The 24,532-nt window shown below is 35.8% G+C and carries 21 protein-coding genes; 11 read left to right on the top strand and 10 right to left on the bottom strand.

Annotated elements, in window-relative coordinates:
• Positions 1 to 315 precede the first annotated feature (315 nt).
• A complete protein-coding gene (locus SIO70_RS00615; protein WP_320578470.1) occupies positions 316 to 2,976 on the top strand; it encodes an alpha/beta hydrolase family protein in 2,661 nt (886 codons plus the stop codon).
• Positions 2,977 to 3,297: 321 nt separating this feature from the next.
• On the opposite strand, the gene SIO70_RS33305 is transcribed toward SIO70_RS00615, so the two are convergent.
• Positions 3,298 to 3,594 (bottom strand): transposase family protein, encoded by a 297-nt coding sequence (locus SIO70_RS33305; RefSeq protein ID WP_414017897.1) that lies wholly within the window; start codon positions 3,592 to 3,594, stop codon positions 3,298 to 3,300.
• A 68-nt stretch (positions 3,595 to 3,662) separates the two neighbouring features.
• Between SIO70_RS33305 and SIO70_RS00610 the strand changes: the two genes are divergently transcribed.
• Positions 3,663 to 3,803, top strand: a complete 141-nt coding sequence (locus SIO70_RS00610) for a transposase domain-containing protein (protein ID WP_320578468.1) — start codon at positions 3,663 to 3,665, stop codon at positions 3,801 to 3,803.
• Positions 3,804 to 4,086: 283 nt separating this feature from the next.
• On the opposite strand, the gene SIO70_RS00605 is transcribed toward SIO70_RS00610, so the two are convergent.
• The 5 genes from SIO70_RS00605 to SIO70_RS00585 form a co-directional block, all read right to left on the bottom strand.
• Positions 4,087 to 4,335: a hypothetical protein gene (locus tag SIO70_RS00605; RefSeq protein ID WP_320578467.1), complete on the bottom strand. Its 249-nt coding sequence runs from the start codon at positions 4,333 to 4,335 to the stop codon at positions 4,087 to 4,089.
• 403 nt (positions 4,336 to 4,738) lie between these two features.
• A complete protein-coding gene (locus SIO70_RS00600) occupies positions 4,739 to 5,128 on the bottom strand; it encodes an IS3 family transposase (protein WP_320578465.1) in 390 nt (129 codons plus the stop codon).
• 47 nt (positions 5,129 to 5,175) lie between these two features.
• Entirely contained in the window at positions 5,176 to 5,613 is a 438-nt protein-coding gene (locus SIO70_RS00595; RefSeq protein WP_320578463.1) for an IS3 family transposase, read from the bottom strand.
• Positions 5,610 to 5,903: a transposase gene (locus SIO70_RS00590; protein ID WP_320578461.1), complete on the bottom strand. Its 294-nt coding sequence runs from the start codon at positions 5,901 to 5,903 to the stop codon at positions 5,610 to 5,612. Before SIO70_RS00590 ends, SIO70_RS00595 begins: the two co-directional genes overlap by 4 nt.
• 100 nt (positions 5,904 to 6,003) lie before the next feature.
• The gene (locus tag SIO70_RS00585; RefSeq protein ID WP_320578459.1) at positions 6,004 to 9,147 is read right to left on the bottom strand and encodes an FAD-dependent oxidoreductase; all 3,144 of its coding nucleotides are present in this window, start codon (positions 9,145 to 9,147) and stop codon (positions 6,004 to 6,006) included.
• A 367-nt stretch (positions 9,148 to 9,514) separates the two neighbouring features.
• On the opposite strand from SIO70_RS00585, the gene SIO70_RS00580 reads away from it, so the two are divergent.
• The 3 genes from SIO70_RS00580 to SIO70_RS00570 all read left to right on the top strand — a co-directional run bounded on the left by SIO70_RS00580 (position 9,515) and on the right by SIO70_RS00570 (position 15,854).
• Entirely contained in the window at positions 9,515 to 12,082 is a 2,568-nt protein-coding gene (locus tag SIO70_RS00580; RefSeq protein WP_320578458.1) for a lanthionine synthetase LanC family protein, read from the top strand.
• 599 nt (positions 12,083 to 12,681) lie between these two features.
• Complete coding sequence (locus tag SIO70_RS00575; protein WP_320578456.1) at positions 12,682 to 15,330, top strand: protein kinase domain-containing protein; 2,649 nt, start codon at positions 12,682 to 12,684, stop codon at positions 15,328 to 15,330.
• 35 nt (positions 15,331 to 15,365) lie between these two features.
• A complete protein-coding gene (locus SIO70_RS00570) occupies positions 15,366 to 15,854 on the top strand; it encodes a TlpA family protein disulfide reductase (RefSeq protein WP_320578454.1) in 489 nt (162 codons plus the stop codon).
• Positions 15,855 to 16,377: 523 nt separating this feature from the next.
• Here the strand turns inward: SIO70_RS00570 and SIO70_RS33300 are convergent.
• The 3 genes from SIO70_RS33300 to SIO70_RS00555 form a co-directional block, all read right to left on the bottom strand.
• Positions 16,378 to 16,482 carry a hypothetical protein gene (locus tag SIO70_RS33300; RefSeq protein ID WP_414017896.1) on the bottom strand — a complete coding sequence of 35 codons (105 nt, stop codon included), beginning with the start codon at positions 16,480 to 16,482 and terminating at the stop codon, positions 16,378 to 16,380.
• Positions 16,483 to 16,726: 244 nt separating this feature from the next.
• Positions 16,727 to 17,737 carry a site-specific integrase gene (locus tag SIO70_RS00560; RefSeq protein ID WP_320578452.1) on the bottom strand — a complete coding sequence of 337 codons (1,011 nt, stop codon included), beginning with the start codon at positions 17,735 to 17,737 and terminating at the stop codon, positions 16,727 to 16,729.
• Entirely contained in the window at positions 17,724 to 18,695 is a 972-nt protein-coding gene (locus SIO70_RS00555; RefSeq protein ID WP_320578450.1) for a tyrosine-type recombinase/integrase, read from the bottom strand. The genes SIO70_RS00560 and SIO70_RS00555 overlap by 14 nt, the downstream gene beginning before the upstream one ends.
• 194 nt (positions 18,696 to 18,889) lie before the next feature.
• Here SIO70_RS00555 and tnpA point away from each other — a divergent pair, with 194 nt between their 5' ends.
• The 6 genes from tnpA (at position 18,890) to SIO70_RS00530 (ending at position 23,908) form a co-directional block, all read left to right on the top strand.
• Positions 18,890 to 19,201, top strand: coding sequence for an IS66 family insertion sequence element accessory protein TnpA (gene tnpA, locus SIO70_RS00550; RefSeq protein WP_320578448.1), 312 nt, complete (start codon positions 18,890 to 18,892; stop codon positions 19,199 to 19,201).
• Positions 19,198 to 19,566 carry an IS66 family insertion sequence element accessory protein TnpB gene (gene tnpB / locus SIO70_RS00545; RefSeq protein ID WP_320578446.1) on the top strand — a complete coding sequence of 123 codons (369 nt, stop codon included), beginning with the start codon at positions 19,198 to 19,200 and terminating at the stop codon, positions 19,564 to 19,566. Before tnpA ends, tnpB begins: the two co-directional genes overlap by 4 nt.
• 157 nt (positions 19,567 to 19,723) lie before the next feature.
• Positions 19,724 to 21,364 carry an IS66 family transposase gene (gene tnpC, locus SIO70_RS00540; RefSeq protein ID WP_320578445.1) on the top strand — a complete coding sequence of 547 codons (1,641 nt, stop codon included), beginning with the start codon at positions 19,724 to 19,726 and terminating at the stop codon, positions 21,362 to 21,364.
• Between the two features lie 506 nt (positions 21,365 to 21,870).
• A complete protein-coding gene (locus SIO70_RS33295; protein WP_414017895.1) occupies positions 21,871 to 22,404 on the top strand; it encodes a reverse transcriptase N-terminal domain-containing protein in 534 nt (177 codons plus the stop codon).
• The gene (locus SIO70_RS00535; RefSeq protein WP_320578443.1) at positions 22,293 to 23,597 is read left to right on the top strand and encodes a reverse transcriptase domain-containing protein; all 1,305 of its coding nucleotides are present in this window, start codon (positions 22,293 to 22,295) and stop codon (positions 23,595 to 23,597) included. The genes SIO70_RS33295 and SIO70_RS00535 overlap by 112 nt, the downstream gene beginning before the upstream one ends.
• 86 nt (positions 23,598 to 23,683) lie before the next feature.
• Positions 23,684 to 23,908, top strand: coding sequence for a transposase domain-containing protein (locus SIO70_RS00530; protein WP_414017894.1), 225 nt, complete (start codon positions 23,684 to 23,686; stop codon positions 23,906 to 23,908).
• On the opposite strand, the gene SIO70_RS00525 is transcribed toward SIO70_RS00530, so the two are convergent.
• The gene (locus SIO70_RS00525; RefSeq protein WP_320578441.1) at positions 23,896 to 24,456 is read right to left on the bottom strand and encodes a hypothetical protein; all 561 of its coding nucleotides are present in this window, start codon (positions 24,454 to 24,456) and stop codon (positions 23,896 to 23,898) included. The genes SIO70_RS00530 and SIO70_RS00525 overlap by 13 nt on opposite strands.
• Between the last annotated feature and the right edge of the window lie 76 nt (positions 24,457 to 24,532).

Genomic DNA, 24,532 nt, shown 5'->3' with positions numbered 1-24,532 from the left:
CTGTGTTAATGGCCTATGGTGTTGAATTATCTCAATAGGCCCTAAAACCGGGGAAGGCGCTGCTGCCGCGCCATTCCCCCTTCCCCATCCCGGCAGGGTTTCAAACAATGGAGAAGGAGTTTACACAAAATATTTTACAGTCCCTAATTATAAATTTTAGAGAAGGTTATTTGAAGGAATAACCTTCTCTAAAATTTTCTTTATCTCATAAATAAAATTCTTTATTGATAAATAACTTAGATGTTATCCATCTTATTGGATGATCTATTTTTGATAGGTTAACCCATTTAACTCCCTATTTTAAAACAATTAATAATGAAATCGATACTTTTCTCTTTTGTATTAATTTTTTATTCCACCCTTTGTTTAAGTCAAAAGCCTCCTTTAGATACAAACGCAATTAAGAATTGGCCAAGTGTTAGAGGTGGAATTATAAACGCTGACGGTAAATTTGCTTCTTATATTAAGATATTCAAGAATAAAAATCAGATAACTAAACAGGTTGTTGTAATTCAGAGTATTAATAATGAATGGCGTAAAGAATTTCCAGACGGAAGTAATCTTCAGTTTGCAATGGATAATAAACATGCTATTTTAGATTTGCCAGGTGGGAATTTAGTACTGATTACTTTAGGTCAGGATTCAATGCATTATTTTCCGAATACTAATTACTGGCGTTTAATAGAAGGTGACCTTGTATATATTGACAAAAAAGATGTACTGAACTTTTATAATTTAAAAACGAATAAGATAAAACACATTTACAATGTTAAAGATTTTATATACAACGAGAAAAGTAGCATTTTAGTTATTACTAAAACATTTGATTCAGACAAACATTCCTTAGTTTGGTATAAATATAAAAATAACAAGTCTCAAATAATTTGGGAAGGAAAGGTCGGTGAAGAAATCCGGGATGTAACTTTTGACATATCAGGCCAACAAATTTGTTTCATTGAGGGGAATATGGATGATTATGTATTGTATCATTTTACAGAAAAGAATGCTAAAACGGATGTATTATTCAGAAATTCTTCGAATTCTATTGATACAACATTGATAATTTCCAATATTCAGTCATTTAGTCAGGATGGAAAGTATTTGTTTTTTACAATGAAAAAAGCAAAAAGCAAATTAATTGAATCGCATCTAGAAAAAGAAAGTGTTGTTGATGTTTGGCATTACAAAGATCAATATATCTCCTCTCAAAGAGGTTATTTTGCGGATAACGAAAAAACTTATTTGACTGTGGTTAAAATTAAAGGTAAGCAAACAATACAAATAGAACATCAAGATGATGAAATTAGGTTTAGAAATAAAGAAGTTGGACTTTTGGTGCAAAAAAATAAAGTTGATCATCGTAATAAATTGGATTCTGGGAATTTGTTATTATACACAAACTATATTATTAGCTTAAAAGATGGTATTAAAACCATGCTCGATAATAATATGGGTGAGACTATACTGTCTAATACTGGAAAATTTCTACTTTATTTCGATTCTTCATTAAATGATTATTTTACGTATGAAGTTTCTACTGGCATTTACCGGAATATAACTTCGCAAATTACAAAGGCATCAAATTGGCGCAACTTCATGACAGATTTAGATTCTAATAAAGTAAGCGAAGCTTCAACAATTATGGATAGCAGGTGGCTTAATGATGATAATTTGTTACTAATACATGATCAGAATGATATCTGGCAGGTAGACCCAAGAGCGATTTTGCCTCCCATTAACTTAACTAATAATTATGGTAAAAAGAATGGTATTAGATTTGATTTAATTTTTCCTTCCTCCGAAAAACGATTTAAAACAGGGGATAAGATAATTATTCCCGCATTTAATAGGAATAATAAGGATAATGGATTTTATAAGATAACCATTGGAAAGTCAATAGATCCAGAGGAGCTGATAATGGGGCCATATCTTTTTAATAGTTCTCTGGAACATATTTCAAATGTAGGAGAATACCCAATAAAATCTGAAAAAGCGAATGTCTGGCTGGTTTATAGAATGAAAGAAACCAATTCCCCTAATTATTATGTTACGAAGGATTTCAAAAGTTTCAATCAGTTAAGTAATGTTAATCCACAAGAGGGGTATAATTGGCTAACCTCTGAATTGTATTCTTGGAAGGACTCAATGAATAATACTATTCAAGGAGTTTTATATAAACCAGAAGATTTTGATTCGACAAAAAAATATCCTGTTATATTTCATTATTATGAAAAATGGTCAAATAATTTACACATTTTTCTTTCACCTGGATTATCAAATGGTCCTATAAATATACCATGGTTTGTAAGCCATGGCTATTTGGTATACGTTCCTGATATTCATTACCAAATCGGTCATACTGGCGAATCTGCATTAAGTGCTATTAGCTCAGCAGCTAATTATGTGTCTAAGTTGCATTTTGTTAACTCAAAAAAAATGGGGATACAAGGACACAGCTTTGGCGGATTTGAAACTAATTATATAGTCACGCATAGCAATTTATTTGCAGCGGCTTGTAGTTCATCAGGAATTTCAGATTGCATAAGTTTGTATGGTAGTATGGATGTTCGAGGTAATAGCCTTCAATATATGTTTGAAGATGGGCAATTTAGATTAGGCACGGATTTATGGAGTAAACCTAATATATACATTAATAATTCCGCTATTTTTTCGTTGAACAATGTAACTACTCCACTATTGATTATGCATACAAAACAAGATGTTCGGATATTACTATCTCAAGCCATTGAACTGTTTACTGGATTACGACACCTAAATAAAAAAGCTTGGCTGCTTATTTATAATAATGAGAATCATACGCTTTGGAATAATTCGGCGATTAAGGACTATTCAACTCGCCTGGATCAGTTTTTTGGGTATTATTTGATGGATAGACCTGCTCCTATATGGATGTTTTATGGTTCTTCAACAGATATAGAAATAAGGGATGGAGATATACTAAATAACAATCCCTAGGAATGTAAATTTTCTAAATTGTGGATTTAGATCGCCCTTTTGACTGTTGCTGTAGATTATGTTGATGCTGGTTCTTCGTATCCCTCCGGGAAGTTTAAAAATATATTGATCTAGCCGTGCTAACTTTGCATTAAGCCATTGTGTTTATCGAGTATTTTTTGGTTTGGCCAAATGTATCCACCCGAGATAGGGCCGTCTAGTTATTGTGACAATAAATTTGTAAGCAGTATAATTATATGGTCTGTGATTTCCAGTTATGCGGAAGAAGTTCGCTAATTTTGATATTTCCCTTTTTCATATTGATAATATTTGAGCAGGAAATTAGAAAACATATATCACCTCATTTTTCAGCCTCCCGGAGGGATACATCACAATCATCGTTTTTGCAAAAGAATTTTTTACACAGCAAATTATAATTATCTCATTGCCAAAGGCTGGGAGATCTTTTATTTTTCTCTTATAAAAGCTATGGACAGAGGAGCTTTTTCGTGAACATTTTGGACATTTTGATGTCTTTAGTCTGGGCTCAACATCTAGATTCACTGAATTATTTACAATACTTATGACTTTTATGATAAATCGACTATGATTTTCAAAAGAAAGAAAATTTAAATTCATTTGGGGCGTACGTTTCTCTAAATCAAAGGTATTATGATATTATTTATCACTAAAATTGACGAAGAACCGTGGAATCCTGCAAACTGAACGGGATTGATCCGTTCGAATACCAGCATGATGTGTATGACAAACTCCACGATTGTACTGCGGCTGAACTGGTACAACTATTACCTTCTAACTGGAAACCAGGCAAAGTAAAGAACGCTTGAGCTCTAACCTGCTCCGGAATAATCAAAGAACTCGATGATAAAAGAATCATCAGGGCAAATGTAGTATCTATTTAAATTATAAGAAAGACGCCCCGGATCGAATGCTTACCGTGGTGATACTACATGTTGCATTATAACTAATTTAAAACGAACGGCTTGAGTCCAATTAATTTCTGGACTCAAGCCGTTTAATTTTATTTATTCATATCTCAGTTTTCAAGAGTCGTCACTAGAATTGATCCGATCTCTTTCAAACTTATTGAAGTTTCAACAATCCATTGGATTAAGCTCCATGTTCAATTCTTGAACCAACAATAGCTTTTGCACCTTTTTCAAGTGTAAAATACCTATAGGCCGCGGTAGTTGTTGTAGTCACATTACCGTTAGTAAATGTTGCATTTGCAACAGTATTGTAGACAGTAGTAGTATAGTAAGGTAATGCTGAATAATGTTTTGCAGCTTTAAAGGCGAAGATGCTACCTACAACTCCTAACAGTGCGATAGATGATAATGCGATTTTTGCTTTTTTCATAATGATTTTGCTTTTTAGAATATCAAAAAGCTAAATTTTAACTGGTTATAATTGCCGACACTTATAGGAGGTCGGTTTCATCCTTAACTTTGCATACTTCTGCAAATGGATCCAACTTTGCAAGTAAACATGCAAAAAGAATTATCATATAATTGGTGGAGATAAAGCTTCTAATTGTTAGTAGCAAATTGAGCTTCTAGGTTAACATCGAATATCTAAATGGAGAAATGAGCATAGAACATTTAAATTATTATAGTTAATGCGTTTTTTAACGGGTTATATGTGTAAAGTTATAATAGCAAAAGGTTAAATTCTGTACTTGATAGGGTATTTATTTTGGAGTAAGAGAATTATTAAGTACTAATTGCTTCATTGAACTTGACCTAGAAAAACTGACATGTAGTTAAGCTGCGTTTGTTAAAGATACATTTGCGTTTTTATATTCAAAATCAACTGGCGATAAATAATGTAAAAACGAGTGCTTTCTACTTCTGTTATACCATGTTTCTATGTATTTGAAAATCCTGCTACGAGCTTGTTCCCTGGTATCGAATATTGTTGCAGGATAAATCATTTCCCGTTTAAGCGTTGAGAAGAAGCTTTCAGCGACACTATTGTCCCAGCAGTTACCTTTTCTGCTCAGACTACAGATCATGCCTGATTTAGCCAATCGCTCCTGATACAGGCCACTCGCATATTGAACACCACGATCTGGATGATGTATCAAACCTGCATTAGGTCTCCTGGAGTTGATTGCCATTTTTAAGGCTTTTAAAGGCAAATCAGTTTTCATGTTGGAGTTCATTGACCATCCAACTACTTTTCGCGAGAAAAGGTCTATTACAACTGCCCCAGGTACAACCATCCTTCCTTTGTTCTGATATAGCTGATATCTGATACCCACTTTTTATTGGGGCTATCTGCTGTAAAATCCCTGTTTAGTATGTTTTCCGCTACAGGAAGATCATGCCCAGAATCAATTGTTACTTTGAATTTCCTCTTTTGCACTGCCCATAATTGTTGCTGTTGCATAATCTTAACGATATGGGTACGACTACAGGGAACTGCCAATTCTTTTATCTCCTTATAAATCCTGGGACTTCCATAAGTCCTGTCCGAGCCATGATATGTTGTCCTGACCAGGGTTGTCAGACGTCGTCTATGCAATTCACGTTTCCTGTTCTTTCCTTTCTGCCAGCCATAATACGCACTGGTACTGCATTTCAGAATCTTGCATAGTATAGTGATCTTATGTTGTTTGCTCAACTGCTTAATCACTGAGTATCTTTTCCTGAGCGATTGAGAAAGATACCCGCTGCTTTTTTTAGGATTTCGACCTCTTCCTTTAAACGGGCATTGTCTTTTCTAAGTTGGGCGAGTTCTGGATCCGTAGGGTTGCCTCGCCCTGGGAGAGCTTTATCTGCCCCCTTGTCTAGCTGCTTCTTCCAAACATATAGCATATTGGGATGGATACCCAAATCCTGAGATACCTGTGTAACTCCCGATGTTTCTGCTAAACGTAGAGCTTCTGCCTTAAACTCTTTACTGTAAGTCTTTCTCTGTGCCATTTTACTAAATTAAGATTTTTACACCTTAACTTACTGTCCGCAGAAATAGGGCAGATTCATCATATTGAGTTTATAAAACCACTATGTAAAAATGAGAGAATTATTTAGTAATAAGTGAATTTTTATTAGGTTCTAATATTGCTTCATTTATTAAATAATCCATAAATATGAAAGCAAAAGATGTCATTACTAAAATTGGAAACAATTGAAATCTTAACGCAATTGGTGATGCAAATACGCTAAATGCAAAATTAAATAGCCAGAGACTTGCAACTAATAATAACGCTTTTGATAAAGATTTTTTCTTCTTCGAACCATCTAGTAATATGAAGCTAATCAAACCCAAGAAAAAAATAACATTCATCGTTCCAACTAGTATAGGATAGAAATTGAGAATATTCACTTTGAAATCTTTAAATATTGTAATTATTTTCAATGAATTGTATTCAAACCATACTTTCGCGATTGGAGAAACAATGTCTTTACCTGTACTATATTCCCCTAAAAATTCGACTGGCGGAGCATAATATTTTATTGCATTAGGAAATAAATAGTACATAGCAAAAGGTATAGGATATGCTTTGATTAGGTATGTGCCATATTCTTTAAAAAAGGGAGCTATTGTAGCCCATTGTTTATATTCAGTATATTCATCAACAATAGTCTCGTTTTTGAACATCTTCTTCATGTATTGTCTTAGCGGCGCCGTTGGTGTCCACATATATATAGTACTTACCATCATGGCTTCTTCAGGATGTTTTTTATAATCCCTTGTAGTGTCAAAATAAGTTCTTACCATATTATCAAGATCCTGAAATTTCTTCGGTGTTTTTTTGTATTCATTTTTAGGAACAAATTTGTACGCATACATTGCATTGTTCGCTATTTGCCAACCAGTAAATGGTGTAAATTGCTTCTTACCACATAAATCATAATACTTACTATTGTTGAAATTTATAAACCCGTAAATAAGAATTAAGCTTACAAATAACCCCAATATTTTAAGGGCTATTTTTTTTCTATATAATATGAAGGCAACTGCAGCTACTAAGGGATAAAATAAGGCATTGTATCGGATAGTAAATGCTAAAAATAATATTATTGAGCTTGTAAATATTACCTTGGGTGTGGGATGATAAATACTCCAAATCAAAAGGTTAAACCATATCAAGCTTAAGGATAGAAAAAGAGTGTCACTTGATATATAGTTTGCCAGGTAAAGAAATACTGGGTTAAAAAGCATAAATCCAAAAAGAGATATTTTGGTTACTTTACTTGGATTAAAAAAGTAAAATATAGAAAATACAAGACTCAGAATACTTGCTTGTAATAGTATATATTGAAATATTACTAGAATTGTATCTGAATGCGTAAATACACTAAATAGTCTGATGAATTTCGGATACCCGATTGGATAGGTGTCTATATCATTGTTATCATAAGCAGAATATAAATATGCATAGGAGTCTCCATTTATAAAACTTGCAAATGGATACCAATATTTGAAAAATATGAGTTGTATTATTATGCCTAATAATGCTGTTTGTACATAAGGCTTATTGGCCGGCTCTTTAAAAATATAATTTCTTAGAGACTGAGGCTTCTGCTCTTTTTTTTTTACTTCTGTCGGCGTTGAATTGTCATCCTTTTTTTCCTCATGATATTCTTGTTCTGTATTGATTGACCAAATATTGTCTTTAGTCGTAATTTCTGCTTCGATATTATCAACTGCTACCATAGCAGTGAGCATGGAATGGTCTGCATTATTATATTTATGCATACCATTTCTTCCTACAAGGAAAAGATTTTCGAATTGATCAGTATACGCTCTGATCTGATCAAAACTCTCATATGTGCCAAAATAGGCGGGATATGTTTTTTCAACCCGTAACACAGTGCTATCTAATACATTTTGAGAGTTGGCGAGTCCTATTTTCTCCAGTTCATGTATAGCCAAAGCGGATATTTTTTCATCTGGTAGTTGCCAAAACTCATCAGTTTCGTTACAAAAGAATTCCATTCCTACCCACACATTATTAGGATCAGCGACCATGAAAGGGCTCCAGTTATTGAATAATTGCAATCTTCCAACGGTGACTTCTCTTTCCTGGATGTATATCCAGGTGTCTTCCAATTGTAGTTGTTCCCATCTCCCATTTTTGGAATTTAGTGAGGAAAGTTCTTTTAAGAGTATTCCTACGGTTATAAAATCACGATACTGAAGTCCAGCAGCGATATCTTGAACTTTTGGTGGAATTGATCCTTGTATACCTGCAATTAACTCTTTAACGGGCATAGTACTGAAGAAATAATCACCTTCCAATACTATTTCTTCACCTGTCAATTTATTTACAGCTGTGATAGCAGCCACTTCATTGCCATGGGTATGGATTTTTTTTACTTCGTTGTGCATATAAATGATACCGCCCATTTCTTCTACCTGCCTGGCTACTTCTTCCCATAATTGACCAGGTCCTAATTTGGGATAAAGGAACTGCTCTATTAAACTGGTTTCGGTATCTTTTTGAGCAATATCATCGACGTTTTTCTTTTTTTTCTTTGTTAGTTCCTGCGCAGCGTGTTGTATTGCTTTAGTAATACTTACACCTTTAATTCTTTGTGCTCCCCATTCGGCAGATATCTTATTACAAGGTACTCCCCACACCTTTTCTGTGTAATCTCTAAAAAAAAGTTCATATAGGGTCTTTCCAAACCTATTTATCATGAAATCTTCCAGGCTATTTTCAGGTCTGCGTGGAAAAATTTGAGCTTGTATATAGGATAATAATATCGCTATTGTTCTGCCTATTCCCAGTTTTTTCAATGTTTCAATTGATAAGGTAATAGGGTAATTAAAGAACTTTCTTAAGAAGTAAATCCTGGATAGCCTTTTTCTTACCAGCATTATTTTATCATCATTATCAGATTGTGATAATTGAGAATGATGATTTAATTCCCGAGATTTGTTTTGATATTTTATTGTTAGAGAATCTGGCGTATTGGATTGTAAGGGTAATATTTTTAACCACCAATTCATTACTCTATCTGATTTAGAGAAAAAGCGATGTCCTCCAATGTCCATACGATTCCCCTTATAATTGATCGTTTTGGATATACCTCCAATATCTCCGCTTTTTTCCAGTATAATTGGTAAGACATCAGTCCTTTTTAATAACTCATAGGCCGCTGTTAATCCAGCAGGACCAGCACCAATGATAATTGCTTTTTTTTTATTTGTTTCCATTTTAGGGGCTCTAATCTGTTAGTTAATAGTATTTTGAATAATTCAAAAGGGGGTGATTTATGCTCAATAGATTACTTCATTTGAGCAAATAGTTGTAGCAACTAATAGTTCGAATTGGGTAATCATTGAGGGTATATATTTGAATTAACGAAAGGATTAACAATGCGGCCATTTATGCCGTATTTTCAAAGATAGTTTCCCATGTTTCGAAAAAAATTAGGAGATGATAATCCTACTTAGGAGATACAATAGAAAGGATATTGGAGTTCAAAAAGGATGTTCAATATTTCCTTTTCTCCTAAGTTTTTTAGTTAGGTTATTGGTTATTTTTACTGTTATAATCTTATTGAAATTAACCCGTTAACCCATGAGTGATCAAAATCCCAACGTTGCTCCAATAATTAATAATTCCTGCAAAATAGATGACTATGAAGTATTGTTAAAAGAGCATAATGTTGCGTATAATAAAGATAGTCTTTACCTGCAAGTAGGAGAGGTGGCTGAAATGCAAGGATGGATATTTTATGTTCCAGTGAGTTTAAAAGATTTTCCGGAATTGTTTATTAGGTTATTACCTTATCTGTTATCCAGGAATATTGCTTTTAAAATTCCAATTAATAGGGCTATCCATAATAGTATTAAGGAAGGAAATCTAGGTTTTGAATTTTATGGTAAGGTTATTTGCATCTACATAAATGATCAATCCTCCGTGTTGGATGTTGCAATTGACTTAATTTCTCTAACACAGGGAATTAAAGGAACTATAATGCCTGGTGCAAAACTTGGTGGAATAGTGTATACACGATATGGAAGTTTTAACGTGATTTCTACACCTAATGGAGAGTTTCTTTTTAATGAAAAAGGAGAATTGGAAATAGATGAATATGCTTTCCCTTATATAGTACCTAAATGGGTTACTTGGCCTTTTGAGCTCATTTCCTCACAATTTCCCGCCCCAGATAAAAAAGCCCTAAAAAACAAATACTACATTATAAAGTGCCTAAGAAATACCCCAAAGGGTAGAGTTATGCACGCTATTTCGAAAAAAAATATTTTCAATTTTAAGCAATGTTTAATAAAAGAAGGGAGACCAGGAATATTTACTGACGAGCATGATAGAGATATTGTAGATAGACTACTCTGGCAGAAAGAATTGCATATTCAGTTATGGGGGAAAATAGCCATTCCAAATTATATTGATTTTTTCCAGGAGGATGGGAATAGTTATTTAGTGATAGATTTTATCGATGGTATGAGGTTTGAAAATTATATTGATTCAATATTTCTTTTTAATTCATGGATAGACCTGGCAACTGATAAAAAAAAGCTGATTATAAATCACCTTATTGATATTGTAGATAATATTGATAAACTTCATCAACTTGGATATGTGCATCGGGATATTTCGGTGACCAACTTCCTTGTAAATAAAAAGGGTAAAATTTATTTGATTGATCTTGAATTGACTTACGATCTTTCAAAGCAAACCCCCAACCCACCTTTCCAGGTAGGCACACCTGGTTATATGTCTCCGGAGCAAAAAAGTGGAGAATGGGAGCCTGCTTTTAACCAGGATATATATAGCTTGGGAGCGTTAATGTTATCTGTCATTTCCCATTTTTCTCCAAGAAAATTTAGTATTCATGATAAAGATATTTTGTTTAGAAATGTTAAGTTTCTTACAGGAAGTGACCTGTTGACTAAATTAATTTGTGGTTGTTTAAGTGAAGATTTTAATAGGAGGCCTAAGATCTCAGAAATCAGAAGTGTGCTTAATGAATATCTAAAAAGCGACCTTTCTCAACAAATAATTACGCCACAGTTATCTAAGGAAGAAATTCAATTATTGATCCAAAGGTCATTGGATAGCTTTGATACTCCATTAATGGTTAATGAGGATGGTTATTGGGTATCTTTAGTTAGCAAGTTTACTGATGTCAGAAATGTTTTTATTGGGCTGGGTAAGGGAATAAGTGGAGTGATCTTTTTGTTAGCTAAAGCAAGAATTGCAGGGTTTGATGTTGATAAGCTTTTAACTGCATTTGAAAGGAATTGGATGTTTTTAAAGGACCGTTTTTTATTTGCTGGAACTAATGTGCCACCAGGTCTTTATAATGGAAGCTCTGGAGTTGCAGTAGCTATAGCAGCGGCTATAGAAAGTGGTTTGTTGGAGGAGACAGAGGAGAATAAAGAATATGTCGAAAATTGCCTTTATAATATTCCAGAAGGACTAAATATTGTAAATGGCATTGCGGGGTATGGATTTGCTATAATTTATGCAGCAAAGTATTTGAAACAAGATTTCGTAAATGAAAGGATTTCACTTGTTTTGAATCAAATATTGAATACACAGCAAAGAAATGGAAATTGGTTATTGGAATTAGATAAGGGGAAAAAGGATTTTTACCCACTTGGTTTTGAAGATGGAATAGCTGGGATTTTGTACTTTTTGTTGCAATGTTGTGAAATTATTAAAGATGATTCGATTAAAATCAAGACGGGATTGGCGATGCGGTATTTATTTCAACAATCCAGGAAAAAGTTCAATAAGTATCCTGTAGATTTTCGAGGGAGAGCCGGGTTTGCCTTTATATTTTTAAAGGGATATAGTGTTTTAGGGGATTTATCTTATTTGAATTTTGCTAAGGAGATTATGCTTTCTATTCCTAAAAGGGCAGTCTTAGATGATTTAAGTTTTTTCGAGGGAATCGTGGGAATTGGATTTTTAGGATTGGAAAGTCAGCGGATTATTCATGATGATAAATTTTTGGAAGCAATTTTATGGACTATTAATATATTTAAGCATACTTCAATTAATTCAATTGATGGTAACTATTGGGTTCAAGATCATCCGTATTTGCCTTGTGGTGATTTAATGGAGGGGAATGGTGGGATAATTCATTATCTAATTAGTTACCTGTATTTTGCAAAGTAGATAGATTGGTGAGTTGCCATAAAATTGTCTAGTATGACGATAAAGATTTTGGACTAAAAAATTTCCTATAAGCGTAATTGAAGAAGATCTGGCTCGCTAAAATTCAAATTGTCGCCATTCTAGAATAACTAGAGGTTGCAATTTAAACGTTAACCCTGGATTGATAATAATAAAAACATGAATAGCTGGAGGATAATAAAATGGCAGATGTTTGGCTGTGCGGTTAAACATATGGAACTTCTGAAAGAAGAATAGACCATTTGAAATTAAGCCCCCAAATGAAGATTATATAATTATAAGGTTCTTGGATAAGTTAAAATGCCTAGTAACCAATGAGAAGTATGTAATTGTAATCCCCGTTAGAGGTTGAGTATATGTCGGCACTCGGAATATTTAATTTATCCCGATGTGTGCATTCAACAAGGACTAAACAAGATTAAAAAAAATTATTTATATCTAATCCCGGAAAGCTGAATGAAAAGCTCCAGAATTAATTCCTGGAACTCTTCTCATCATCTAAATGTAGGAGTATTCTAGATCTAGTTGTAATTATTTACTGTGATAAAATTTGATGTTAAGGGAAAATAAATTGTTAACCTATGGCTATTGAAAATTCTCCAAATTTGCTTGATAATTCCAGTCGTACTAATTCTTCAGTGACAGAATACGAAGCATTATTAGAAAGCTTTGGAGTTAAAGAAGTCGTCAAAAAGGATTGGTATCTTCAAGTTGGACAACCCGCTATCATGCAGGGTTGGATGATTCATATATCAATTTGGGATATTCATTTTTATTCATTAGCAAGTTTACTATTCCCTTATTTACTTGATAACAGTATTACATTCCTTATTCCTTTAGACAGTCAAATTCATCAGATGTTACAGGCGGGTGCATTTGGATATAAAAATCTAGGTAAGATTATCATTATCTACCCTAGAAATAATTATGAATTGAATACCTACGTAAAAAAAATAATTGAGTTGACACGGGAATTTAAAGGACCTGCTATTCCTACTGATTTTCATTTGGGTAACCTGGTTTATACTAGGTATGGAAGTTTTTTAGTAGATACCACAAATAGTACATCTATAATTAAAGATCCCACCGGAAAGCCCTTAATTGATGAAGAAACCATTCCTCCTCAAATTTATAAATGGATATCATGGCCTTTTAATGAGATAATGCCACCAAAGCACCAAAAAACAAGCGATATTTTAAATGGAAAATATTTAATTAGAGAGGTTTTAAAGCCAGATGCAAAGGGGAGTGTAATTAAAGCGATGTACCAAAAGAAGTTTTGGGCATATCGTAATTGTATAATAAAAGAGGGGAAAAAGGGAATGGGGGTTGACAAAAATGGAAGAGATATTAAAGATAGGTTAGTATGGCAACAGTCAATTTATAATAAATTACGCAAGCTCAATATTACTCCAGCTATTATTGATTTTTTTGAAGAAAATGAGAATACTTATTTAGTATTTGAATATATAAATGGTCAGTCTTTAAATGATATTCTGGTCGATTTGTATTCTGGCAAATTATGGGACGATTTAGAAAAGGTTGACAAACTTAAGATCCTAGACATCTTAATTCAATTTGTAGGTGTTGTTTTTGAACTACATAAGCTTGGTTATGTTCATAGAGATTTGAATGCTGGGAATATCTACATAGATAAGAACAATAAGGTTTGGTTATTAGATCTAGAATTGACATATGATCTAAATCTTCAATTACCGGATCCTCCATATGAAAAAGGTACAGAAGGGTATATGTCCCCGGAGCAAAAATCAAACTTTGCTCCTACAATTGAACAAGATATTTATAGTTTAGGTGCTGTAATGCTTTTTGCAACAGTACATATTAGCCCTCATTATTTTAATACTAGCGATAACCTTTCCTTAAAAGATAATCTGTCATTCTTTAATTCGGATAAGGAAATTGTTGATTTAATTTGCGGATGCCTCGATCATGATAAGAGCAAAAGACCTGCGCTGCAAGATATTCAGAATAGTCTACGGAAATATAGAGAAGAAATTCAATTTGATCTTGCTCCATTTAATCCTAATCAACCTAATTTGAATTCGTTAGATTCCGTATTATATCAGTCTATTTGTTCATTATCCAACAAAGGAATGGTAAGCATTGAGGGATATTGGTCATCAACGGTGTCGATGGAAGAGAGTTTTATTGGAAATAGTAGGCTTGATCGTACGATTTATATCGGGTTTAGAAAAGGAATAAGCGGTGTTTTGTATCTGATAGGTAAGGCTGCTTTAATGGGAGTTGATATTGAATGTTGTAGTTCTACATGGAGAAAAAATTATAAATTATTAATTGAAAATTTAACACCGGATAATATAAAATTGCAACCAGGGTTATTTACGGGGACATTTGGAGTGGCAATGGGAATTCAATCGCTATTAGAGGCAGGGATTTTAGAAAGGGATGAAAATAATCTTGAGTTATTATTCAATTGTTTGGAAGAATTTCCGCAGTCGTTAGATTTAGCTAATGGTATTTCGGGATATGGGATATCTTTATTGAAGTGCAGGGATTTTTTGCCTGAAGAATTTGTAAAAGATCAATTGCATAGATGTGTAGAATTCTTATCTAAAAATCAATTGGATAATGGTTCGTGGAATTTTAATTCAAATAGGAAATTTAAATTGATAATTTATGGTTTCCATAACGGGATTGCAGGTATAATATGGTTCCTTTTGTCATTATCAGACCAATTGCCATTTCCGCTGGCACAAAAAGTTGGATTAAAAGGATTAGAATTTTTGCAAAAAAATGCAATACGACATAAGAGTGGCTATCTATGGCACGTTGCCAACACATCAAAAGAGATTTTTAATTTTAATAACGGAGGATATCATTTAGTTCTGCCTTTTATTAAAGCTTACAAAATCACTCAAAAAAATCTTTATCGTCAAATAGCTGAGTCTACGTTGAAATTATACCCTATTCATGTAGTTTCTGACTTCTCTTCAATAGAAAGGGGACTTGCTGGTTTGGGAGAGGTTTATTTAGAAGCATGGCTAACATTTAATAATAAAGAATGGCTTGAAAGAGCTGATTGGATTGCAGGGCATCTATTAAACACTATTTATAGAAATCAGAGTTATGCTTATTGGATTCAATTTGACCCATATAATCCACATGCCGATTTATTAACTGGGAACAGTGGAATAATTCATTTCTTATTACGAGTTAAATCGAAGAATAAAATGTCTTATTTTTTCTAAAAAAAATCAACGATAATTGAAGAAAAACCTATGGTATGATTAAGTTACTAGTGTTTTTTATTTTTATATTGTTTATATCATGTAATTCCAAAGATACCACAAAATCGGAAATGAGGGAGTTACCGTCTATTAACCTACTTCTATCAGATAGTATTAATGTATTTAATACGATAGATATTCCCAAAGGGAAACCGATCATCTTATTCTACTTTGGAGCTTATTGTGATCATTCGAGAATATTGATGAAGAGATTTTTGAAAGATATGGATTTTTATAAAAATGTAAATTTCTATTTAATCACTGATGATTCTTTTTATGATATGAGAGCCTTTTATAGAAACTTTTCTCTTGATCAATATTATAATATAAAAGTTGGGATCGATAACACAAGTGCTTTTCGAAAACATTTTAAAGCAAATGGATATCCTTATTTGGTACTGTATGATAAGAATGGTAGATTAATTGAGACTTTTTATGGTGAAGTTTATAGTCGTCAAATAAAAAAATCGTTAAATATTAATTAACTAAGAATTTCACATTAAATCCAGCCATATACCACACCTCAACCAGCCAAACATTCCTGGTGAACCCCAGCCAATTATTCCTAAGATAATTAATATCGCATTCATATTCCATTTCTAATTCAGCCAAAGGTTATGCATTCTATTTCCTGTGGAGTAATATGATAACGGAACCTTGCTGTTTTTAATAGTGTCTCCATTCGGTCATTGCCACGATGTAGTTTTTCTGCCTGTAGAAGATGTGTGATCAGTGATCAGCTCATGGCCTTCTAGTTGCTGATCCAGAGGTAATTCTAATTGAGAACGATAGCTGTTAGCCATTCCTGTCTACGACGGAGGTCAATGGGCCAGTTAAAACGGAACATGCTGGGCCAATAGAAACGGACTATTCCGGGCCAATTTGAAAACAGTTATCTCTCCGGAGGTAAGCATTCGATCTGGAGCATCTTCCTAATCTATTTATTAGATGCTACATTTGCATCGATAAATCTTACATGATTAAGTTCTTTGATTATTCTGGATTAAACTAACTAGCGGTCTTTCTTGGTTTTGTTGGCTTCCAGTTTGAAGGTAGTAAGTGTATCAGTTCACTGGCAGTACAGTCATGGAGTCGATCATATACATCAGCCAAGTATTCGAATGGATCAATCCCATTCAGCTTGCAACTTTCTACGAGTGAATAAAACAGAGCAGCCCTTTCTCCGCCATGTTCATTACTGGCAAAAAGAGAGTTCTTTCTAAATAATTTATGTAAAGCTTTACATAATTTATTTTATGTATAGCTGAAGATTATGTAAAGTATGTAACAGGTTATTTGCTTATGTGTCCAATGTAGCCACGATTCTCTGTCACATAACTTTACATAATAAACAAGGCTAAAAGTGCTTAAGCCAATCCAGAAGATTATCATTTAACAGCCAAACAGGTGCTTTTTCCGGTACCACCGATATGTAAGCCTTTTCAATAGCTTCCCGTTTCGCACGTGAATCAGCCTTGGCGTAAATCTCTGTTGTCTGGATGGACACATGGCCGAGAATATCCCTTATATATACAAGATTAACACCGGCCTGCAACAAATGCATCGCTTTTGAATGCCGCAGCACATGGCTGCTGATTTTGTCTGGCAAATGAACATCACTGATTTTTCTGGTCATATCTGCGTATTTCAGCAGGATATAGTTTACACCAGCACGGGTAAGCTTATCGCCACGGCTGTTAAAGAACAACGGATGTTCATTGTTACAGGTCTGTACAAGTTCATGCTCATTGAGGTAATGCTTTAATAGTTTTACCTGTTCGTCAAGCATTGGGACGATTCGGGTCTTATTGCCTTTACCGGTGATTCGGATAGTACTCAGTTTATCGATCCTTAGATTAGATGGCTTAAGGTCAATGATCTCCTGTACCCTTGCACCTGTGTCGTACATCAGTGAAAGCAATGCCAGGTCGCGTCTACCATTGACAGTGCGGATATCTGGTTGTTGTAAAAGCAGCTTTATCGCATCGAGCGAAAGATAGTTCATTACAACGTTAGCCTTTCGTTTCATCGGTATGTTCAGTATCTTTTGGCATTCATACAAGTACTCTGGATGCTGATATTGGATATAGCTAAAGAAAGCATGAATAGCAGCTAGCCTTGCATTTCGTGTTGCATTGCTGTTCTTGCGTTCTGCCTGGAGCCAATCGAGGAAGCCAATAACATTCACCTGGGTGATCGCTTGCAATGTAAGTCGTGACACCGTTATGCTTTGCGTTTCCATGTAAGCGATGAAAAGGACGAAAGTGTCCCGGTAAGCACAGATTGTATTTTTGCTCGCGCCGCGTTCGTGCGCCAAATACCCGATCAGAAACCCTGACAGATATTTTGAAAAATCAGTAGGTTTCATAGCCTATCGTTTGGGGAAAGACGTTAATGCATATTTTGTCTACATCTTTAAGCAAGCCAGGATATATCGCAGCAACTAGCCTGACATAGTGGTTTGTCGATTCAATAGCCTTATGTCCAAGGTAGGTGGATAATACTGGTAACGAACAATAAATGTCCATTCCCCGCTCTGCCATCATTGCCAGAGAATGCACACTAAATGAATGCCGTAAAGCGTGCGGTGTTACACCCCGTCCTCTTGGGATACCTGCGGTAGATAACAAACGACCGAACCAGCGGCTGAAGCAATCGTGTTTGACCTCCCTACCATCAGGTGCGATGAAAAAGTGATTACTTTTTATCAAACTCCCAGGTAACTGATCTCTATAGAATAGATATTGTCTTAATACAACTGCGAGAGAATCTGAGAAGGGAATAATACGCTGTTGACCATTCTTACTATCACGAACGATGATGAATTGATCATCCAGATTCACATCACTGATGGTTAGTGCTAAAGCTTCACCACCTCTAAGACCTGTAGCATACAGCAACCTTAGAAGTGCAGGCATGGTAAACATGATCTGGCGCACCCCCTTTTTTACCCGAAAGTTGTCTGCCGCATTAAAAAGTCGACGAAGCTCATCCTGCGAATAAATGTATGGTGTAAAGTCCATTTTGCTTAATGGTAAACGCATTACATAAGAAGGAATGTCCAGCTCATTGAGGAACGTTGCCAACTGGTTGAGGAGTAAAGCCCGATGGAAGTTATACGATTGTGACAGATTAACTGCAGCTTGCATCCATGCTTTTGAAAGGTCAGGAGTGATACCTAAATGGCTTTCCCCTCGTTCAATCGTAAAACGGTCAAAGATGGCAAACATAGTTTCTTCTGTTCTCTGTTTGAAACCTAACTGCCTTTTATAAAGGAGATATTGTTCAATATATGGGGCATAAATACCCGTGAAATGTCTACGCATAAAAGTACCCTCCTTTCTGACTGTAAAAGTCGTTGGGAACAGCTGGCACCTCAAGCATGCATTGCTTCATAGAGGTCAGGTCTATCCGCAAGTAATACTTTGTTGAATCGTAATCCTTCCACTAACCCCATGCTATCGTTAGTATTTCCGATGTCAGAAGTGTAATATTTTTGGATATACTAAAATATATAGAAATGGCATCCAGCAATACTACAAAAAATGTAAGGAAGCAACGTTCAGCAACTCAAATCCGGCAATTATTGCGTGATTTTGATAACAGTGAGGGATTGTCTGTCCGTGATTACTGTGAAAGAATAGGAGTGAGTGATGGAACTTTTTACTACTGGCGCAAAAAGTATGGAGAATTTGACAATTCCCCCTCACATTTTATCCCACTGGAAATAACCGGTCTGCCACCACGGGATGCATCAGTGCAAATAGAGGTGAAAATAATTAAGCTATACGGTCACTCATGTATTGAACAATTAAAAGCGATTCTATTATGAGTGCTTTGCTAGTACTAACCGATGCTCATAAATTTTACTTCTGTTGTTCAGATGTCGATATGCGCAAATCATTTGACGGTCTCTGTGGTGTTGTTGAAAAGTATATGAGCAGGCGTGTCGAGAAAAATCAGAAAGATGTATTCATCTTTTTAAATAAACATCGGACGCATCTGAAACTGTTGCTCCACGAAAATAATGGATTTACACTTTTGTATCGCAGACAGACGAACCGGTTTACATTACCGGAAATTACTGTAGAAAACGGGAGTTTAAAATTAACAGCCATTGAGGTATTATCTTTGCTTAATGGGCTTATGTTTCACCAGGAGCGGAATAACGGATGGAAGGATAATAGAGGTGTGTAACGAATTTTGATGAACCCAGTTTTAAAATATACCAGGATATTCCTTTTTCAATATCAGAAATATGTAAGGGTTTATCCCCAAATTACTACGTTCTCCTGTGGGAATTTTATGAAGCAGATCACCTTAAAATGATCTGCTTTTTTTGTTATTTGCATAGATGAAACGGACCTCATCACATCCGGCCAATGATTGTCAATTGCAGCTCAAATCCGCGCTGCAAATGATAGCTCAGCTTGAGCAAACTGTGATGAGTCAGCAGCAAGCTAATCAGGCTTTAACCGAGGAGAATATTCGGAAGGATAGAATTATTGCAGACCGTGATCAGGCAATTACTGCCTTACAGGCAGTACAAAAAATCAATCAGCAAACTATCACAGTACTGGAGGAGAAAAACCGCCAGCATATTGTTATCATTGATAAGCTGAATAATGTTGTCAGGGAACAACTTTTACGACTGCAGAAGAACAAGTCCGATCTCTTTGATTACAAAATGCTTCGCTATCAGTGGATGCAGCTTAAGAAGATGATTTATGGCAGGAAAAGTGAAAAACGTTATCCCAATGAAATGGCATTAAATACTGAGCAGAAAAATATCCAGGGTAAGCTTTTTGACGTTCCTGCTGCCAATCATGAGGATGTTGTACCTTTTACAAGTGTGAGAAAAATTAAAGAACAGCTGGTAGTGGTGTCAAAAAATATTCTCCCGTTACCACACCCTGGCCGGCATGCTTTACCTGCACACCTGATGCGGTGTGTTGTAAAGATACATCAGGATGTTCCTGCAGGAGCAGTAAAAGTAGGCACAGAGCGTACAGAAAGGCTGGCCGTTCAGATGATGAAGTTGTATGTGAACGTTGAAGAGCGTGATGTTTATATTATGAAAGCCGATGACAAAGGAAAACATAAACAGCTGATCGCACCAACAGGTGCACATCCTATCCCTAAGTGTAAAGCTGATATTACATTATTGGTCATGCTTTTAATAGAAAAGTTTATTTACCACATGCCTTTGTACCGGATACAGCAACGTTTTAAGCAATACAGTATTAACTTGAAATACAATACGATATCTAACTGGGTTAATGCTACGATAGATGTGCTGAAACCATTATGGGAGCTATTGTGGGAAGATTTAGTTAACAGCAGGTACATCCATATGGATGAGACCAGATACCGCGTGCTGGATAATACCCGGGCGAAGGGTAAAGGTTCCCATAATGGATATTTATGGGTTGGAGGCAATCCTGTCTTACAAATAGTTTGCTTTATTTATAAGAAAGGGAGGGGTAAGGGCGAGATAAGAGATATCTTATCTGGATTTAGAGGCTATCTGCATACGGATGCCTATAGCGGTTATGAAGAATATGGAAAACAACCTGGTGTCACTCACCTCCATTGTATGGACCATGCCAGAAGGTATTTTGTAGATGCTCTGAATAATGATGAACAAAGGAGCAGTTATGCACTTGATCATTTTTTTGCACCTTTATACCAGATAGAACGTGAATGTAAGGAGCGGGGTTTATCTTATGATGAAATTACTGACATGCGTCAGCAACGTGCGGTACCGGTTTTAAACGCCCTCCGGGAGTGGATAACCAAAGAAATCAGCGAAGTAATTGAAGGCAGCCCTGTTTACACCGCCATGGCTTATACGTTGAAAAGAATGAAGCAGCTGATGGAATACTGTAATGACGGCATGTTATCGATATCAAACATGTTCATAGAGGTGCGACTCGTTTGTTTCGGAACCGTATGTGAAAATACGGGAAGAAACAGAGCGACTATTGTCGCTTAACTGCAATTTTCGAATTGGTGAAATTCCAATCTCCCCGGTATCGGGATGAAGGCATAACCCACGTAGTAAGACTGACTATCAAAACTACGCAAGCATGGGTTAAAAGGTGGTAAGTGGAAGTCTCAATCTGCAATCCCATCAAGCTAAGTCAAATATGATTACGAACAGAAATCTGCTATTGAATCGTCGTTAACATGAAGGAGCGAAACGAGAATGATACGCTTTAACCAAAAGGTAACGGGTCACACAGATGATTAGGGATTCTCTACTCCCTAATAAGATACTATCTGACCCCGGCGAAGAGCAGGAATCTAAGTTTGACGTAATACGAAAATGCGGAACGAAGTAACCCGATGCCTGTTCTCAATACAATTGAGCAGGAGTCAACCGCATACAGGCATGGGGAGGGATGGTCTCAGAAGCCAAGGATCGGAGTAATTCCCGGTATATGCCTACGGAGACCCGGTAAATTAGATGATAGAGTTTTAAGTAGTAGTTAAAAAGTCATGAACCAAACTAAAAAGTTAAGGTATGAATGGGAATGGTCCACAATCGACTGGAAAACAGTAGAGCGGATCATTTTTAAGCTACAAAAGCGAATCTATCGAGCCTCACAGAAAGGGAATCAACTATTAGTAAGGAAATTGCAAAGGCTATTGAAATCTTCCTTATCGGCAAAGCAACTGGCTGTGAAGCAAGTCTCCCAAGAGAATCAGGGGAAAAAAACGGCGGGGGTTGACGGTAAAAGAGCCTTAACACCTACGCTACGTCAAACGCTGGTTCACTCCATAAAAATGGAATCTAAGACAAAGCCAATCCGCCGAATATGGATCAGTAAAGCTGGAAAATCAGACAAACGGCCTCTTGGTATTCCAACCATAAGAGAAAGAGCGAGGCAAACACTGATAAAGTTAATACTTGAGCCTGAATGGAAGCTAAATTTGAGCCTAACAGTTATGGCTTTAGACCTGGCAGGTCATGCCATGATGCTATACAAGCAATTTTCATTGGAATTAAGTCTAAGCAGGCCTATGTTTTAGATGCTGACATAAAAGGATGCTTCGACAACATTAATCACCAGAAGCTTCTAAGTAAGCTTGCAACCAGTCCTAGTCAAAGGCGCTTGATAAAATGCTGGTTAAAAGCCGGTATCATGGAAGATGGAGTCGTATATGAGAATGAGAGTGGTACCCCACAAGGATCACCCCTTTCACCGCTGCTTGCCAATATTGCATTAGATGGAATGGAGAGGGATACTAAAGCATATCTAAACAGAATGCTTTACCAATACGAGAAACAGAAAAGCAATGCAAGAGGGAAGCGACCAGGCAGCCATAAAGGTGCAATATCCATCATTAAATATGCCGATGATTTTGTGGTAATGCATGAAAGTGAGAAGGTAGTAGTAGAGGCGAAGGAATTTATATCAGAATGGTTAAAGGAAAGAGGATTGGAACTAAAACCAGAAAAAACCAGGTTATGTCATACACTTCATAAACATGAAGGAATACTGCCCGGGTTTGGATTCCTTGGTTTTCATATCCGTCAATTTAGCTGCAATGACAGAAAGAAAGGTTATAAGCTGATTATCCGACCGGCAAAAGAAGCGATAAAAAAGCATTCTGATAAGTTGAAATCCATTGTCCGAAAGCATTGGGCATTGGACCAGAAAGGTTTGATCTGGCTACTAAATCCTATTATACGAGGGTGGTGCAACTACTATCAATATGTAGTTTCAAAACTTACGTTCAACCACTTACGGAATATTACCTTCAGAAAGATATGGGGATGGGCCTGTTTTCGACACAATAGAAGAGGCAAGAAACGGATCAGGAATAAGTACTTCGTCAGAGATAGGGGAAATAATTGGCGGTTCTGTACCAATGACGGATTATTGAAGTTAGCAGAGCATACCGAATGGAAAATCACTCGTTTTACAAAAGTCAAAGGAGAGAAAAGTCCTTACGATGGGGACTATATTTACTGGGCGAGTAGAATGGGACGATATGCCGGTGGCTTTCAAAAGACTTCAGAAATACTGAAACTACAGAAAGGTAAATGTTGGAAATGTGGCTTATTCTTTAAAACGGATAGCCTTCTTACATTACACCATGCTAATGGTAATACCAAAGACTATCGACGAAATAATCTAATCCTGATCCATGATCATTGCAAAATACAAGGTGAGGTATTTATGACAGGAACTAATTTACTGAGGAGCCGGATGCCTTAAAAGAGGCAAGTCCGGTTTTGAAGCCGAGTACGGGTGGTGACACCCGTGCTTAGGTTAACCAATCTATCTGTCCAACTAAGGTGGGGTTGAAAAATTATTTATTTGCCGGATCACATGAACATGGAGAGCGGGCTGCTATTATTTACAGCCTGTTACAAACCTGTAAATTACAGGGAATAGATCCGGCAGCATACCTCCATGATGTGCTGTTGCGTATCAATGACCATAAGCAAAGCAAATTAAGGGAGTTACTGCCTCAGAACTGGAAGCCCTTATCACGAAATGAATATGCTACCACTCAGACTGCCTGAGCACTGGAGTCAGGACCAGGGTCGATAATATTAAAACCTCCATTCTCAATATGATTTTCCGGATACTCCAGAATGTCTGTCAGGAACTCAGATACTTCCTGCTCATTGGCACATCCGTGAAGCCCACGCTCGCATGATACCAGAAACGTATTATGGGCTTTAAAATGAATAATTTGTAATCCCGGAGTCAATGAGTTATAGTCTCGCAACCACATCCAGGAACCTTTATCTTCACTACTATTATAATGCTGGGCTACGAACTGGTCGATAAAAAACTGTGCCTGTTGCCGCAATGTTTTTTGCATCTTCTGCGTAGACGATTTATTGAGATTATCATCTACCACTATGAAATAAAGTCTTGTTTGTTGATCAGGGGTAATATGGACAATACCTAAATTAGGCCCGGTCTCATACATAACAGGCATCCTGTTTTTTAAATCCAATGATAGTACACAGGAAAAATAACGAGGACTATCACTGTGATACATCATGGTCTCGATACCTTCACTTAACTGAAGAAATGGATTGCTGCAAATATAATGTGGCATGAATATGATTTATCGAAAATGATTCAGTCTTCACTGAATACTGATCACACCTGCTTCGTTATATTTTACCACAAGG

Source organism: Chitinophaga sancti, from assembly GCF_034087045.1.
Classification (GTDB): domain Bacteria; phylum Bacteroidota; class Bacteroidia; order Chitinophagales; family Chitinophagaceae; genus Chitinophaga; species Chitinophaga sancti_B.
The sequence above is the reverse complement of the archived record's forward strand: the minus strand, read 5'-3'. Positions and strand labels throughout refer to the sequence as shown.

Coding starts and splice junctions, on each gene's coding strand:
- SIO70_RS00615 (WP_320578470.1), top strand. CDS start 316: ATGAAATCGATACTTTTCTCTTTTGTATTAATTTTTTATTCCACCCTT.
- SIO70_RS33305 (WP_414017897.1), bottom strand. CDS start 3,594: ATGAATTTAAATTTTCTTTCTTTTGAAAATCATAGTCGATTTATCATA.
- SIO70_RS00605 (WP_320578467.1), bottom strand. CDS start 4,335: ATGAAAAAAGCAAAAATCGCATTATCATCTATCGCACTGTTAGGAGTT.
- SIO70_RS00600 (WP_320578465.1), bottom strand. CDS start 5,128: ATGAAAACTGATTTGCCTTTAAAAGCCTTAAAAATGGCAATCAACTCC.
- SIO70_RS00590 (WP_320578461.1), bottom strand. CDS start 5,903: ATGGCACAGAGAAAGACTTACAGTAAAGAGTTTAAGGCAGAAGCTCTA.
- SIO70_RS00585 (WP_320578459.1), bottom strand. CDS start 9,147: ATGGAAACAAATAAAAAAAAAGCAATTATCATTGGTGCTGGTCCTGCT.
- SIO70_RS00580 (WP_320578458.1), top strand. CDS start 9,515: ATGAGTGATCAAAATCCCAACGTTGCTCCAATAATTAATAATTCCTGC.
- SIO70_RS00575 (WP_320578456.1), top strand. CDS start 12,682: ATGGCTATTGAAAATTCTCCAAATTTGCTTGATAATTCCAGTCGTACT.
- SIO70_RS00570 (WP_320578454.1), top strand. CDS start 15,366: ATGATTAAGTTACTAGTGTTTTTTATTTTTATATTGTTTATATCATGT.
- SIO70_RS00560 (WP_320578452.1), bottom strand. CDS start 17,737: ATGAAACCTACTGATTTTTCAAAATATCTGTCAGGGTTTCTGATCGGG.
- SIO70_RS00555 (WP_320578450.1), bottom strand. CDS start 18,695: ATGCGTAGACATTTCACGGGTATTTATGCCCCATATATTGAACAATAT.
- tnpA (WP_320578448.1), top strand. CDS start 18,890: ATGGCATCCAGCAATACTACAAAAAATGTAAGGAAGCAACGTTCAGCA.
- tnpB (WP_320578446.1), top strand. CDS start 19,198: ATGAGTGCTTTGCTAGTACTAACCGATGCTCATAAATTTTACTTCTGT.
- tnpC (WP_320578445.1), top strand. CDS start 19,724: ATGAAACGGACCTCATCACATCCGGCCAATGATTGTCAATTGCAGCTC.
- SIO70_RS33295 (WP_414017895.1), top strand. CDS start 21,871: ATGAACCAAACTAAAAAGTTAAGGTATGAATGGGAATGGTCCACAATC.
- SIO70_RS00535 (WP_320578443.1), top strand. CDS start 22,293: ATGGAAGCTAAATTTGAGCCTAACAGTTATGGCTTTAGACCTGGCAGG.
- SIO70_RS00525 (WP_320578441.1), bottom strand. CDS start 24,456: ATGCCACATTATATTTGCAGCAATCCATTTCTTCAGTTAAGTGAAGGT.